Here is a 13,503-nt window from a genome sequence, read left to right as displayed (position 1 = left end):
CACCCGGCGGCTTCGACCACGTCCGCGGTCCCGACGAACCACGACCAGACGACCACGACCAGGAGACAACCGACGATGAAGCAGGAAAACCCGACCCTCGAGGCGGTCGTATCCGCCTCCGCCTCCGTTTCCGCCGCTGTGACGCCCGCCCCCGCACCGGAGGACGAGTCGTCGACCGGCCCCCGTTCGCCCCAGGCCGCGATGATCGGCTTCGGCGGCTTCCTGCTGGGCTCGCTCTCCCTCGCGTTCTACCTGAAAGACGTCAGCATCCCGGCCAACTCCCTGGTGGCCTCGCTGCCGACCATGGTGTTCAGCAGCGCGATCCTTCTGCTGATGGCCGCCGCCTGGTCGATGCGCCTGGGCGACGGTGTGTTCGCCGCGGTCTACGGCCTGTTCGGGACGTTCTGGCTGAGCTTCTCGGTGCTCAGCATCGCGCTGAACAACAACTGGATGGGCACCTTCGAGAACGTCGAACAGCGCCAGGCGACAGCCAACTTCGTGCTGGTCTGGGCGATCGTGATCATCCTGTTGACGGTGACGACGCTGCGCCTGCCGCGGGCGTTCACCTTCCTCTTCATCGTCGTCTCGCTCACGCTGATGGTCATCTTCGGCGCCATCGAGCAGGCCATCGACCAGACCATCAACCACCCGCTGAAGCCCAGCGACCCGTGGCTGGTCTACATCGGCATCGGGACCATGTTCCTGTTCATCGCGCTCGGCATGTACATCTTCGCGAGCGCCATGCACAGCGCGACCGGTGCCAAGCGCCTCCCGCTCGGCAAGCCGCTGCTCAAGTCCCGGTGAACCGATGACGGACTACCTGCCCGAGGTCGCCACCGTCCCGTTCCCGATGGCCTGCCCGGAGGAGCTTCCCGACTCGGCGCCGGCGCTCGTGGCCGCCCGCCCGGCCGTGCTGGCCGAGGTGGCCGCCCGGCTGGCGGACCCGGCGGACCGGACCGGGTCGGCGGGGCTGCACGCCGCCGCCCGGGCAGCCCGGGAACTGCTCGGCACGGTGCCGAGCGACCCGGTCGGCGACGACCCGCGCGAGTCGCGGCCGAACCGGGACAACGACCTGGCGTTCGGCATCGAACGCCACCACGGCGAGCCGGTCGCGCTGCTCTCCGCCGCGCTGCTGAACGCCCAACTCGGCGTCCTGGAACTGGCCGACGAGCGGGGCACCAACCTCGACGCACCCGACTGGGGCGAGCTGCTCGACGGCTTCGACGTCCTGCACGGCTGGCTGGCCGACCCGGCCCGCCTCCCCGCGCAGCTCGCCACGCCCGAGCCCGACAGCCCCGGCGAGCCGGCGCCGCTTGACGGCCTGCGGCGCTGGGTGCGCGGACACCACGTGTTCATGGTGTTCGCGCAGGGCGGCACCATCGCCCTGCGCAGCCTGCGGGCCGCCGCGGACGCCGGCGACGAGGAACTCGCCGCCACCGCAGCCGCCGTGGCGACCCGGGTGATGCGGGCCTGCCGGGCCGCCCTGCGCTTCGCGGGGGACGCCACGGCGGACCAGTACCAGGCCGAGATCCGGCCCACCCTGATGCCGCCGGTCGCACCCCCGCAGATGAGCGGACTGCGCTGGCGCGACCACGAGGCCCTGGTGGCCGACCTGACGGACTCCCGGGACGCGTGGTCCTGGCTGGCCGCCCGCCGCCCGGAGACCCTGGCGGACTTCCGGTCGGCGCTGGACGACACCTACGACGCGCACAAGGGCGTGTGCGAGCACTTCGTGGGCCGCCAGTCGCCGAGTCTCCTCGCCACCAGCCGCTCGAGCCGCCCCGCGGTGGGCGTCATCGAGCAGTTCCACCGCCTCCGGGCGGGCTCGCTCCCGGACGCCCCGGACGCGTGACCCGATCCGATCCGATCAACAAGACCCGAGCAGTTCCGACCCGTCCCCGAAAGGCAAGGTATCCATGACCACCACCGCGCCCGAAACGCACGGCACCACCTCCGTCCCCGCACTGGACATGGACGGCCTGTCCCGGATCCTCTTCGGCCACGCGGCCTTCCAGTACCTCAACGCCGCCTGCGAGCTGGGCCTGCCCGACCTGCTCGCCGAGCGGACGGACCTCACCCGCGAGGAGATCCGCGACGCGCTCGAACTCCAGGACCGCGCGGTCGAGATCCTGCTGCTCGGCTGCACCTCCCTCGGCATCGTCGTCAAGGAGAACGGTCGCTACCGCCTCGCCCAGGTCGTCCTGGACCTGATGGACGAGGGCGACTGGGAGCGCTTCAAGGACACCGTCGCGTTCGAGCAGTACATCGTCTACGAAGGCCAGCTCGACTTCACCGACTCGCTGCGCGAGAACCGCAACGTCGGCCTGCGCCGGGTCCGCGGCTCCGGTCGCGACCTGTACCACCGGCTGGCCGAGAACCCGCACATGGAGCAGGTCTTCTACAAGTACATGCGGTCCTGGTCGGAGCTGGCGAACAAGCACCTGGTGACCGAGCTCGACCTGTCCGGCCGCAAGCACCTCCTGGACTGCGGCGGCGGCGACGCGGTCAACGCGATCGCGCTGGCCAAGGCCAACCCGGACCTGAAGGTCACGGTCTTCGAGATCCCCGCCTCCGGCACCATCGCGGAGAAGAAGATCGCCCAGGCCGGCGTCAGCGACCAGGTCTCGGTGATCACCGGCGACATGTTCGTCGACGCGCTGCCCACCGGCTGCGACGTGGTGATGTTCGCCCACCAGCTGGTCATCTGGACGCTGGACGAGAACACCGAGCTGCTCCGCCGCGCCTACGACGCCCTGCCCGCGGGCGGCCAGCTGGTGATCTTCAACTCGATGTCCAACGACGAAGGCGACGGCCCCGTGGTCGCCGCCCTGGACAGCGTCTACTTCGCCGCGATCCCGGCCGAGGGCGGGATGATCTACTCCTGGGCGCAGCACGAGAAGTGCCTGCTCGACGCCGGTTTCAGCACCGTCGAGCGCATCGCGTTCCCGGGCTGGACCCCGCACGGCGTCATCGTGGCGACCAAGTAGCCACCGCCCGCCCGAAGCCCGGATCCGTCGGGGCCGCCCTCCCGGGGCGGCCCCGGCCCGGCCGTACCCAAGTCCCCATCCCCCTGATCGAGGTGACGGCATGCTCGACCCCACGACGCACGACAACGCCACCCGGATGCGCATGCTGCTCTACGGCCAGCTCGTGTCGCGCACGCTCTGCACGGCCGTCAGCCTTGGCGTCCCCGAGGCGCTGGCCGGCCGGGCCCGCTCCGCCGAGCAGCTGGCCGACCAACTCGGCGCCCACCCGGTCGCGTTGGACCGCCTGCTGCGCGGCCTGGTGCCGTTCGGCGTCCTCGCCGAGGAGACCGACGGCAGCTACTCCCTGACGCCCTTCGGCGCCACCCTGCTGCCGACCACCCCCGGCACCGCGCAGCCCACCGCCCTGCTGCTCGCGCAGGAGGTCGGCCTGACCTGGACCGACCTCGAACACACCGTCCGGACCGGCGATTCGGCGTTCCGCCGGCACTTCGACCGCGACCTCTTCGACCACCTGGAACAGCGGCCCGACCGCCGCGAGGTGTTCGACCGCTCCCAGGAGGCGGGCCTGCGGCTGGAGTTGGACGAGGTCTTCGACGCGGTCGGCTTCGAACGCTACCCGTGGATCGTCGACGTGGGCGGCGGCAACGGCCACCTGCTGTGCGAACTCCTCAAGCGCACCCCGGGAAGCACCGGCACCGTCCTCGACCTGCCCGGCACCGTCCCGCTCGCTGAGAAGCGGATCGCCGAGGAGGGCCTCACCCGCCGCTGCACGGCCGTCGCCGGGGACTTCTTCGCGCACGTCACGCCGGGTGCGGACCTGTACATCCTCAGCCACATCCTGCACGACTGGGGCCAGGACCGGGCGACGGACATCCTGCGCACCTGCGCCGCCGCGATGCCCGACCACGGCCGCCTGATGGTCGTCGACCTCGTCACCGACGCCACCACGGTCGACCCGGGCACCGGGCAGTCCGTACCGCACCGGCTGCCCGCCGTCATGGACCTCTACATGCTCTCCCTCTTCGGTGCCTCCGGAGGGCGCGAACGCACCCGCGCCGCCTTCGCCGCACTGCTCGCCGACGCCGGACTGGAGGCCGAGGAGACGAAGGTCCTGCCCAGCGGCATGGCCGTGATCACGGCCCGCCGGCGCTGACCGCCGCCGCACCTCTCATCCGCCATCACGAGCGTCACCACACAGGAACGTCACCACACAGGAACGTCACCACAGGAACGTCACCATACAGCAAGGAGTCGCAGCCATGTCTGGATTGAGCCGCCGGGGACTTCTCACCGGTGCCGCCGCCATCGCCGGGGCCGGCCTGGTCACGGCGGACCTCGTCGCCGGCGCCGGGCCCGCAGCCGCCGCGGGAGCCTGCACACCGCCGTTCGGGTCCACCCTCGTTCAGCCCGGGGATGCCCGGTACGACAGCTTCCTGCGCGCGCACAACACCCGGTTCGTCGGCCAGCCGGACCGGGTGACCATCGCGACCACCAAGGACCACGTCGCCACCGCTCTCGGCAACGCCGTCGCGGCCGGCCGGCGGGTCGCGGTGCGCTCCGGGGGCCACTGCCTGGAGAACTTCACGGCGAACTCCGACATCAAGGAATTGATTGATCTCTCCCAGATGTCGGACGTCTACTACGACGCCTCTCGCAACGCGTTCTGCGTGGGACCGGGCGCGATCGTGTCGCCGACGCAGCACACCCTCTTCATGGGATGGGGCGTGCAGATTCCGTCCGCGGGCTGCTCGGACGTGGGCCTCGGCGGGCACATCCTCGGCGGCGGCTACAACTTCTACTCCCGGATCCACGGGATCGCCGTCGACCACCTCTACGCCGTCGAGGTGGTCGTGGTGGGTGCCGACGGGCTGCCCCGCACCATCGTGGCGACGCGTGAGGCCAACGACCCGAACCGGGACCTGTGGTGGGCGCACACCGGCGGTGGCGGCGGCAACTTCGGTGTGGTGACGCGGTATTGGCTGCGCTCGCCGGGCGTGACCTCCACCGACCCGAGCAAGATCATGCCCCGGGCCGGGAACCAGAAGGTCCGGAACGTGCAGTGGTCGTGGAACAACCTGTCGAAGCAGGCGTTCACCACCCTCGTCCGCAACTACAGCCAGTGGTTCGAGTACAACAGCGCCCCCGGGACGCCGGGCGTCCAGATCTGGGCGTCGCTCTCCGCCTCGCACCAGGCGGCCGGCGTGATCGGCCTGATGGCCGGCATCGAGGACACCGTCGTGGGCGGCGAGGCCATGCTCGACGCGTTCTTCGCGACCGTCACCGCGGGCGCCGCCCTCACGGTCGCCTCGGACGAGAAGTACTCGCTGGCGTGGCTCGACCGGGACAACTGGTACTGGGGCGGTGCCGGGCGGCAGAAGGACAAGACCGCGGACCTGAAGAAGAGCTACACCGACGCGCAGATAGGAACGATCTACCAGTACCTGACGGACAGTTCGATCAGTAACCCGGGCGCCCAGGTGAACCTGGCCGCCGTCGGCGGGAAGATCAACAGCGTCGCCACGGACGCCACCGCCTACTCGCACCGCGACTCGATCCTGCGCGTCTACTTCACCCCCGGCATCTGGCGTACCGCGGCGGAGGACGCCGTCCACACGGCGTGGATCCGCAACATCTACCGGGACGTCTACGCCACGACCGGCGGTGTTCCGGCGCCCAACGCCATCAACGCCGGGGCGTACATCAACTACGCGGACTCCGACCTCGCCGACCCGGCGTGGAACACCTCCGGCACCCCGTGGTCCACGCTGTACTACGGCTCGAACTACGCACGTCTGCAACAGGTCAAGAACACCTATGATCCGCGCAATGTGTTCCGCCACGCCCTGTCGATCCGACCCGTCTGATCGGCACCGGCACCGTCCGGGTCTTGAGTTTGCTCCTGCGCGAGGGCAGGATTCCGATCAACCCCGGGGGGAACTTCCCGGCCGTTCTTCCACCGCGGACCGCCACGGCCGCCGCGGTGTTACCGGCCGGTTCGAAATTGCCGGGGGCACAGTGCCACAGATACGACAGGGAGACCAAGATGGCTGCGGAATTATCTGGTGTTGAAGGCGTCGCGAGCTTCTACGAAGGGCTCGCCCAGGTTCTCAACAACGTGTGGGGCGAGAACCTGCACTACGGCTACTGGGAGGACGACGCCGACACCAGCACCGTCGAGGTCGCCACCGCCCGGCTGAACGACCTGATGGTCACCCTGCTCGACCCCGCCCCCGGCGCCACGATCCTCGACATCGGCTGCGGCGTCGGCAAGCCCGCGCTCCAGCTCGTCGCGGCCAGGGACGTGCGCGTCACCGGCATCGCCATCGCCGACGTCGAGGTGGAGCAGGCCAACGAACGCGCCAAGGAGGCCGGCCGCTCGGACGTGGCCACTTTCCGCAACGCCGACGTGACGGACCTTCCGTTCGAGGACGGCTCGTTCGACGGCGCGTGGGCGCTCGAATCGCTGCTCCACGTGCCGGACCGGAACCGGGCCCTCGCCGAGACCGCCCGGGTGCTGCGCCCCGGCGGGCGGCTGGTGATCGCCGACACCGTCGAGCGCCCGCCGATGAGCCCCGAGGGCCGCAAGGTGCTGGACGAGATCCGTGCCGCCTACCACGTCAGCCCGTACGCCACGGCGGACGAGTACGCCGGGCTGCTGGCCGGCAACGGGTTCGTCGACGTCGAGATCCGCGACATCAGCGACAAGGTGGTCCGGACCGGCTCGATCATGGCCGACGCCGTTGCGGCCCGGCGCGAGGAACTCGCCCGGATCGACGGCCCGGAACCGGTCGACCAGTACATCGACCTGATGCGCCGCGCGGCGGCCAGCCCGGACATCGGGTACCTGGTGATCGTCGCGACGCGCGGCGCCTGATTCGGTGCTGCCGAGCCGGTGTCGCCCGACTCCTTTCCTGGCGACGGGAGTTGGGCGGCACCGGCACCGCGTGGCGGTTACCGGTACCGCGTGCCGGTTACCGGTAGCCGGCCGGGTCGGCCGGCTTGCCGGCCTCCTGGACCTCGACCAGGTACCGCCAGCAGTCGGGCTGCGAGCCGTCGAGGTCGGTGAAGCCGTACTCGCGGGCCAGCTGCCCACTGGAGACGGACTTGCCGTTCCGGCGGGCGACGTCCGGGTCACCGGCCAGCGCGGCGACCGCACGGCCGACGAACGCCGGGCTCTCCGAAATGCAGAAATGCGGTTCCACCGCCAGCGCGTCGCGCCAGTTCTCCTCGGTGACGCCGAAGGTTTCGAGCATCATCTCCGAACGCATCCAGCCCGGGGTGAGCGCCACCGCCGTCCCGCCGTGCGGCTTCAGCTCGTGCGCGAGCGCGAAGGCCATCCGCACCACGGCGTTCTTGACCATGTCGTAGAAGAACGAATTGCGGTAGTGCGTCTCGTTGTACTCGGCCGTCCCGTCGGTCATCTCGACCACGAGTCCGCCCGGGTTGCGCACCAGCAACGGCAGTATGAAGTGGCTGGTGATCGCGTGGGTCTGCACGCCCAGCTCGAACAACCGCCGCCCGTTGTCCAGGTTCTGCTCCCAGACCGACTGGTCGAAGGTGAACAGCTTCTCCCCGCCCCAGACGTCGTTGACCAGCACGTCGAGCCGCCCCTGCTCGGCGTCGATGCGCTCGGCCAGCGCCCGGACCTGCTCGTGCACCAGGTGGTCGGTGGGCACCGCGATGCCCTTGCCGCCCGCCGCGGTGACCAGGTCAGCGGTGTCCTCGATCGTCTCGGAGCGCTTGTACTCCGACTGCTTCTCCCGGGTGGTGCGGCCGGTGACGTAGACCGTCGCGCCCGCCGCGCCGAGCTGAACGGCGATGGCCCGCCCGGCTCCCCGGGTGGCACCCGCGACCAACGCGATCTTTCCGTGAAGGTCCGGTGCCGATGTGTCGAGTTCCATTGACTTCCTCGTCCATTAGAACAACCAGGCCCGCGTCCGTCATCGACGGGCCGGCCAATGACGCCACGATCCTTTCAAAAGACGGCGCCTTGTGCTGGACTTTTCACCACATTTACCGACGATCGACGGGTCGGCGCCGTTCCTCAGCCACTTCGGGCTCAACCGGACATGACGTGGTTCACGAGTGAATAGGCTGCTCATATGACTCCCGTTTCGACATCCCAGCCGCCCGTGAAGCGTGCCGGAATGCGCGAGTGGACGGCCCTCGGCGTCCTCGCCTTACCCGCGCTGCTCATCACCCTCGACAACACCGTGCTCCACCTCGCGGTGCCGCACCTCAGCGCCGACATCCACCCCAGCGGACTCCAACTGCTGTGGATCGTCGACATCTACAGCTTCCTGATAGCCGGCCTGCTGATCGTCGCAGGCACCATCGGCGACCGCATCGGACGCCGTCGCCTGCTCCTCCTCGGCGCCGCCGGCTTCGGCGCCGCCTCGCTGCTCACGGCGTTCTCCCGGAACACCGAGATGCTGATCCTCAGCCGGGCCCTGCTGGGCATCGCCGGGGCGACCCTGATGCCGTCGTCGATGTCGCTGATCCGCAACATGTTCTTCGACGCCAAGCAGCGCGCCCTGGCCTTCAGCATCTGGATCGCCTGCTTCCTGGTCGGCGGCGCGATCGGCCCGCTGGTCGGCGGCGCGCTGCTGGAACACTTCTGGTGGGGCTCGGTCTTCCTGCTGGGCGTGCCCGCGATGGTCCTGCTGCTGATCCTCGGCCCGATCCTGCTGCCCGAGTACCGCGACCCGAACCCCGGCCGGATCGACCTCGCCAGCGTCGGCCTGCTGACCCTCGCCCTGCTGGCCACCGTCTTCGGCCTGAAGAAGCTCGCCGCCGACGGCTTCGCGCCGCTGTCCGTCGCGGCGCTCCTCCTCGGCCTCGCCACCGGCACGGTGTTCGCCGTCCGGCAGCGCCGGCTGAGCCACCCGCTGATCGACCTGAAGCTGTTCCGCGAACGCAGCTTCTCCGCCTCCATGACCACCATGGGCATCGCCCTGTTCGTGATGTCGGGCTCGCAGCTGTTCGTCGCCCAGTACCTGCAGATGGTCGTCGGGCTGTCCCCGCTGAAGGCCGGCCTGAGCTCGCTGCCCGCCAGCATCGGTGGCGTGGTCGGCTCGCTGCTCGCCCCGCTCGCGCTGACCCGGATGCGCTCGGCGTACGTGATGACCATCGGCCTGGCGATCGCCCTGGTCGGCTTCGGCGTGCTGACCCAGGTCTCCGCCGGGAGCGGCCTGGTCACCGTCATGGTCGCGCTCGGACTGCTCAACTTCGGTGTGGCGCCCACCATCGCGCTCGGCACCGACATGATGATCGCCTCCGCACCGCCGGAACGGGCCGGCGCGATCTCCGCCGTCTCCGAGACGCTCCAGGAGATCGGCCTCGGCACCGGCATTGCGATCCTCGGCAGCGTCGGCACGGCCGTCTACCGCACCCAGGTCGCCGACGGCCTCGCGTCCGACGGGCTCTCCCCGGAGTCGGAGTCCGCCATCCGCGACACCATCGGTTCCGCCGTCGCCGAGGTCTCCCGCCTGCCGCAGGAGGTCGGCGCCCAGGCGCTGTCCACCGCCCGTGAGGCCTTCACCCACGCACTCCAGTACGTCAGCACCATCTGCCTGGTGCTCACCGCGCTGGCCGTCCTGATGGCGCCCCTGCTGCTCCGCTCGGTGCCGCCCGGCACCGGCGCCGGGAGCGCCGACTCCGACGAGGCGGTGCCCCCGCTCCTGAAGACCGCGGACCCGCAGAAGACCTGAACCCCCGTGGACGCCCGCCGCCCGGCCCGTGGAACCTCCCACGGGCCGGGCGGCGGTTGTCTTTTTCGACGGGACCTCAGCGCACGACGTCGAGGTAGCTCATCATCCCGAGATCCTCGTGGGCCGCGATGTGGCAGTGGAACATCCACTTGCCCGGGTAGTCGGCGAACGGGATCCGGATCACGATCTTCCCCGGCACCCCGCCGGACGAGGCGGGCACCATGGCGGTGTCCTCGCGGTGCGTGTAGGGCTGCGGCACCCCGTTCACGGACATCACCTGGAACGCGTTGGTGTGCAGGTGGAAGGGGTGGTTCTCCTCGGTGGTGTTGACGATCGTCCACTCCTCGACGGTCCCGAGCCGGGCCGGGGTGTCGAAGAGCGAGCTGTCCGCCGCGAACTTCCGTCCATTGAGGACGAAGTAGAAGTTGTCGCCCTCCTGGAGCTCGCCGAGCTCGACCGTCCGGCGGCCCGCGACGGCGGCCGGGGCGAGGTCGGCCGGGGCACCGGGGATGGCGCCGGTGACGGCCGGCTGGCGGGTGACGGGCCAGCCGTCGACCTTGATCGTGGCCAGCTGGGTGTCCGGATAGGTGCCGCCCTGCGGACCGTTGGTGTAGGTCGTGGTGCGCAGCACCGCCTGGCCCGGCACCGCGCAGGCGGTGACCAGGACGTCGAAGCGCTTGCCCGGCGGCAGCACCAGGGTGTCGCGCGTGCTCACCTGCGCGACCGGAATGCCGTCCTCGGCGACGACGGTGAACCGGTAGCCGTCGAGCCGGAGTTGGTACGGGATGTCGGCCCCCGCGTTGACCAGCCGCCACAGCTGGGTCTCGTTCGGCTTCAGCGTCAGCGTGGGCCGGAGCTGCCCGTTGACCAGCCGCACGGTGGGATTGGCCGGGCTGATCGTGTTCTGCACGATGCGCCCGGCGGCGTCGATCTGGGCGTCCTTGAGGACGAGGGTGTGCGCGGTGGCGTTGCGCAGGCCGACCGGCAGCAGGCTGCGGTTGTCCCCGACGATCATGGCGCCGGAGAGGCCGGCGAAGATCTGGTTCTGGGTCTGGCCCGGTTCGAAGGCCATGTCGGACATGTTGTGGGCCCCGTTGGCCGCGCACATCGTGCCCATGGCGTGGCTGTGGTACCAGAACGTGCCCTGGGGATGATCGGCCGGGACAGCCAGCCGGTAGGTGATGGTGGCGCCGGGGGAGACGCAGCTGAAGGAGTTGTCGGAGTCGTCCGTCGGCGAGACGTGCATGCCGTGGAAGTGCAGGTTGGTGGCGACCGGCAGCCGGTTGACCAGCTTGATGGTGACGGTCGACCCGGCGGAGACCTTCAGCGTGGGCGCGACGACCGTGCCGTTGTTGTAGACCTGCCCGGCCACCGGGCGGCCGGACACGTCGAACACGCTCTGGCCGACGTCCAGCGTGATGTTGAGGTTCTGGTTGTCGCCGGTCGCGTCGGCCGTCACGGGATCGCGGAACGGGTCACCCGTCCGCATCCCCGCCTCCTGCTGGGCGGTCGTCGGCGGCTGCGGCGGATCGGTCGGCGCCGGGGCCGCGAGGGCCCGGGTGCCTAAGACGGCGGCCGAGAAAAGCATCGAGACCGCAGTCAACACGTGGATGATGCGCCTGGTGCGCCGTATTTGCTGCCGCTGTGATTCGGCGGCCGTTCCGGTTGGGTTGGGCATCGGCTCTCCATATCCAGACTGTCTGGGCGAACAGAGCGTTGCGAGCCCAAGCCTCGCCGATTGACCTGCACCAGACAAGACCTTGGATATGTCCGGGCGACGGCAATGACCGACCTGTCGTCGGCAATGACCTGACCCGCCGTCGGCAAAGTCCCGGTATCAGGCCGGTATCACACCGGTACCGCACCGGTATCGGGAAGGGGCAGCTCCTGCGAGGACGGGGCCGACCGTGACAGTCGACCCCAACAGCCCTGCGGAGAACCAGCGTTGTGACGGCGGCGCCGACGACTACCGGACGGGAATTTCCCTGACCAGGCGCGAGGACCAGTCGCACCAGCGGTAACCGGGCAGGAATGCGCCACCGGCCTCGTCGAGGTGCTCCTCGACATACGGAATGGTCGCGTCGCAGACCTCGGTGGCGAAGTCGAAGAACTCCGTGCTCTCGGGGTTGGTGTGATAGCTCCAGCGGGGGTTGTACGGAGCCGGCCGCGGGACGATCCGCGCCATCACATGCGGACGGTCGGTGGTCTCCCCGCTGATGAGCCTCCGGGCGTGCTCGATCTCCTCACTCTTCGTCAGCTCGATGACAAACTCCTCATGCGTGACGTCGGTCATCACGAAGTAGGCCCGGTCCGCGGCGGCCGCGCGGACCGGCGAGCCCGTCGGGGCCGCGGCCTGCGAGGGCTGCGCGGTGGCGAAGGCCAGCGCGCCGACGGCGGCGAGGCCGACCGCCTTGGTGAACACACGTGACATGGGAGTTCTCTCCTGGTATCCGGGCGTCGTGCGCATCACGACTGAGCACCGTGCGCATTGAATCAGTCACGATCGGTCACCGTGTGGGCGATGCGGCTCGCGTCCGGGTGGTTCTCGCCGGTGGTCCTCACCGACCGCGCAGATGGTCCTCACCGGCCACGACGAATGGGGCCGAATGGCCCCAGACAGCGTCGGGGTTGCCAACCTACGGTTGCGTTACCTACGGGACCGTAGGTTTGTTCGTCGATCGAGAGTTGGACCCGTGAGCAGCACCTCCTCCCCGGCCCAGTGGACCGATGCCCGCCTCCTGCACGACCTGGAAGAGGTGGTCGAGCGTGAACTCAACCGCCACCTGAGCGTCTTCAAGGAGTGGATGCCCCACGAGTACGTCCCCTGGAGCCGCGGACGGGACTTCGACGGGCCGCTCGGCGGCGAAGCATGGTCAATAGAGCAGTCGCCGCTCACCGAAGTCGGCCGGGTCTCGCTCGTGGTGAACCTGCTGACCGAGGACAACCTGCCGAGCTACCACCACGAGATCGCGACGCTCTTCGGCCGCGACGGCGCCTGGGGCACCTGGGTGCACCAGTGGACAGCAGAAGAGGCACGGCACTCGATGGTGCTGCGCGACTACCTCATCGCCTCCCGTGCCGTCGACCCCGTGGAACTCGAGCGCGCCCGCATGACCCACATGCAGAACGGCTTCGTCTCCGACAACCGGCACTCGCCGCTCCACACCGTCGCGTACGTCGCCTTCCAGGAGCTCGCCACCCGCATCTCCCACCGCAACACCGGACACGCCTCGGGCGACCCCGTCTGCGACCGGATGCTCGCGCAGGTCGCCAACGACGAGAACCTGCACATGATCTTCTACCGGAACCTCCTCAAGGCCGCCTTCGAACTCGCCCCCGACCAGGCCATGCAGGCCGTCAACGAGGTCGTCACCAACTTCCGCATGCCCGGCCACGGCATGCCCGGCTTCGAACGAGCCGCCGCACGGATCGCCGTCGACGGCGTCTACAACCTCCGCGTCCACCTCGACGACGTACTGCTCCCCGTGCTGCGCCACCTCAAGGTGATGGAGATGAGCGGCTTCGGACCGGACGGCGTCCGGGCCCAGATGGAGCTCGGCCTGATGCTCGACGGCCTCGCCGCCCAGGCCACCCGGTTCGACGAACGACAGGCGACGATCCGGGCCCGGCGCGCCGCGAAGGGCTGACGCCGGCACTTGGGTTTCCCGCAGCCTTCGCCCGCAGAGGCCGGCGGAGGCTGCGAGGTTTGCACCTGGGGCGGATCCGGCGTAGTGTTCACTGGTCGCTCGGCAGGGAGCACCGGACACGCAATCTGTGTGGACGGTCCCGGGGCGGCCAATCCCTGA

General features: G+C 69.8%; 11 protein-coding genes. 8 read left to right on the top strand and 3 right to left on the bottom strand.

Features of this window, described 5'->3' with window-relative positions; translation table 11 throughout:
- The first annotated feature begins 75 nt into the window (after positions 1–75).
- From ACIHEI_RS33210 to ACIHEI_RS33185, 6 genes are all read left to right on the top strand, one after another.
- The gene (locus ACIHEI_RS33210; protein ID WP_387867230.1) at positions 76–804 is read left to right on the top strand and encodes a GPR1/FUN34/YaaH family transporter; all 729 of its coding nucleotides are present in this window, start codon (positions 76–78) and stop codon (positions 802–804) included.
- Between the two features lie 4 nt (positions 805–808).
- On the top strand, positions 809–1,852 hold the full coding sequence (locus tag ACIHEI_RS33205; protein ID WP_396609318.1) for a hypothetical protein: 1,044 nt from the start codon (positions 809–811) through the stop codon (positions 1,850–1,852).
- Positions 1,853–1,916: 64 nt separating this feature from the next.
- A complete protein-coding gene (locus ACIHEI_RS33200; protein WP_387649148.1) occupies positions 1,917–2,987 on the top strand; it encodes a methyltransferase in 1,071 nt (356 codons plus the stop codon).
- Positions 2,988–3,087: 100 nt separating this feature from the next.
- Positions 3,088–4,140 carry a methyltransferase gene (locus ACIHEI_RS33195; protein WP_387649151.1) on the top strand — a complete coding sequence of 351 codons (1,053 nt, stop codon included), beginning with the start codon at positions 3,088–3,090 and terminating at the stop codon, positions 4,138–4,140.
- 106 nt (positions 4,141–4,246) lie between these two features.
- A complete protein-coding gene (locus tag ACIHEI_RS33190) occupies positions 4,247–5,851 on the top strand; it encodes an FAD-binding oxidoreductase (RefSeq protein ID WP_387649154.1) in 1,605 nt (534 codons plus the stop codon).
- Positions 5,852–6,030: 179 nt separating this feature from the next.
- Positions 6,031–6,861: a methyltransferase domain-containing protein gene (locus ACIHEI_RS33185; protein WP_396609317.1), complete on the top strand. Its 831-nt coding sequence runs from the start codon at positions 6,031–6,033 to the stop codon at positions 6,859–6,861.
- A gap of 97 nt (positions 6,862–6,958) precedes the next feature.
- Here the strand turns inward: ACIHEI_RS33185 and ACIHEI_RS33180 are convergent, their stop codons facing one another.
- Complete coding sequence (locus tag ACIHEI_RS33180) at positions 6,959–7,888, bottom strand: SDR family oxidoreductase (RefSeq protein WP_387649159.1); 930 nt, start codon at positions 7,886–7,888, stop codon at positions 6,959–6,961.
- 246 nt (positions 7,889–8,134) lie between these two features.
- On the opposite strand from ACIHEI_RS33180, the gene ACIHEI_RS33175 reads away from it, so the two are divergent.
- Positions 8,135–9,697, top strand: coding sequence for an MFS transporter (locus ACIHEI_RS33175; RefSeq protein ID WP_392955858.1), 1,563 nt, complete (start codon positions 8,135–8,137; stop codon positions 9,695–9,697).
- 76 nt (positions 9,698–9,773) lie between these two features.
- Here ACIHEI_RS33175 and ACIHEI_RS33170 read toward each other — a convergent pair whose 3' ends face one another.
- Together ACIHEI_RS33170 and ACIHEI_RS33165 are read right to left on the bottom strand one after the other, a co-directional pair.
- Positions 9,774–11,186 carry a multicopper oxidase family protein gene (locus ACIHEI_RS33170; protein ID WP_387867220.1) on the bottom strand — a complete coding sequence of 471 codons (1,413 nt, stop codon included), beginning with the start codon at positions 11,184–11,186 and terminating at the stop codon, positions 9,774–9,776.
- A 477-nt stretch (positions 11,187–11,663) separates the two neighbouring features.
- Positions 11,664–12,128, bottom strand: a complete 465-nt coding sequence (locus tag ACIHEI_RS33165) for a calmodulin-binding protein (protein WP_396609316.1) — start codon at positions 12,126–12,128, stop codon at positions 11,664–11,666.
- 262 nt (positions 12,129–12,390) lie between these two features.
- Between ACIHEI_RS33165 and ACIHEI_RS33160 the strand changes: the two genes are divergently transcribed.
- Positions 12,391–13,344 carry an acyl-ACP desaturase gene (locus ACIHEI_RS33160; RefSeq protein ID WP_396609315.1) on the top strand — a complete coding sequence of 318 codons (954 nt, stop codon included), beginning with the start codon at positions 12,391–12,393 and terminating at the stop codon, positions 13,342–13,344.
- Positions 13,345–13,503: the final 159 nt, after the last annotated feature.

The organism is Kitasatospora sp. NPDC051984 (assembly GCF_044593455.1).
Lineage (GTDB): Bacteria > Actinomycetota > Actinomycetes > Streptomycetales > Streptomycetaceae > Kitasatospora.
This window is presented reverse-complemented; position numbering and strand designations above follow the sequence as displayed.

Excerpts from the sequence above, each read along its gene's own strand:
- ACIHEI_RS33205 (WP_396609318.1), top strand. The coding sequence starts at position 809 with ATGACGGACTACCTGCCCGAGGTCGCCACCGTCCCGTTCCCGATGGCC.
- ACIHEI_RS33180 (WP_387649159.1), bottom strand. The coding sequence starts at position 7,888 with ATGGAACTCGACACATCGGCACCGGACCTTCACGGAAAGATCGCGTTG.
- ACIHEI_RS33175 (WP_392955858.1), top strand. The coding sequence starts at position 8,135 with ATGCGCGAGTGGACGGCCCTCGGCGTCCTCGCCTTACCCGCGCTGCTC.
- ACIHEI_RS33210 (WP_387867230.1), top strand. The coding sequence starts at position 76 with ATGAAGCAGGAAAACCCGACCCTCGAGGCGGTCGTATCCGCCTCCGCC.
- ACIHEI_RS33170 (WP_387867220.1), bottom strand. The coding sequence starts at position 11,186 with ATGCGGACGGGTGACCCGTTCCGCGATCCCGTGACGGCCGACGCGACC.
- ACIHEI_RS33200 (WP_387649148.1), top strand. The coding sequence starts at position 1,917 with ATGACCACCACCGCGCCCGAAACGCACGGCACCACCTCCGTCCCCGCA.
- ACIHEI_RS33190 (WP_387649154.1), top strand. The coding sequence starts at position 4,247 with ATGTCTGGATTGAGCCGCCGGGGACTTCTCACCGGTGCCGCCGCCATC.
- ACIHEI_RS33185 (WP_396609317.1), top strand. The coding sequence starts at position 6,031 with ATGGCTGCGGAATTATCTGGTGTTGAAGGCGTCGCGAGCTTCTACGAA.
- ACIHEI_RS33165 (WP_396609316.1), bottom strand. The coding sequence starts at position 12,128 with ATGTCACGTGTGTTCACCAAGGCGGTCGGCCTCGCCGCCGTCGGCGCG.
- ACIHEI_RS33195 (WP_387649151.1), top strand. The coding sequence starts at position 3,088 with ATGCTCGACCCCACGACGCACGACAACGCCACCCGGATGCGCATGCTG.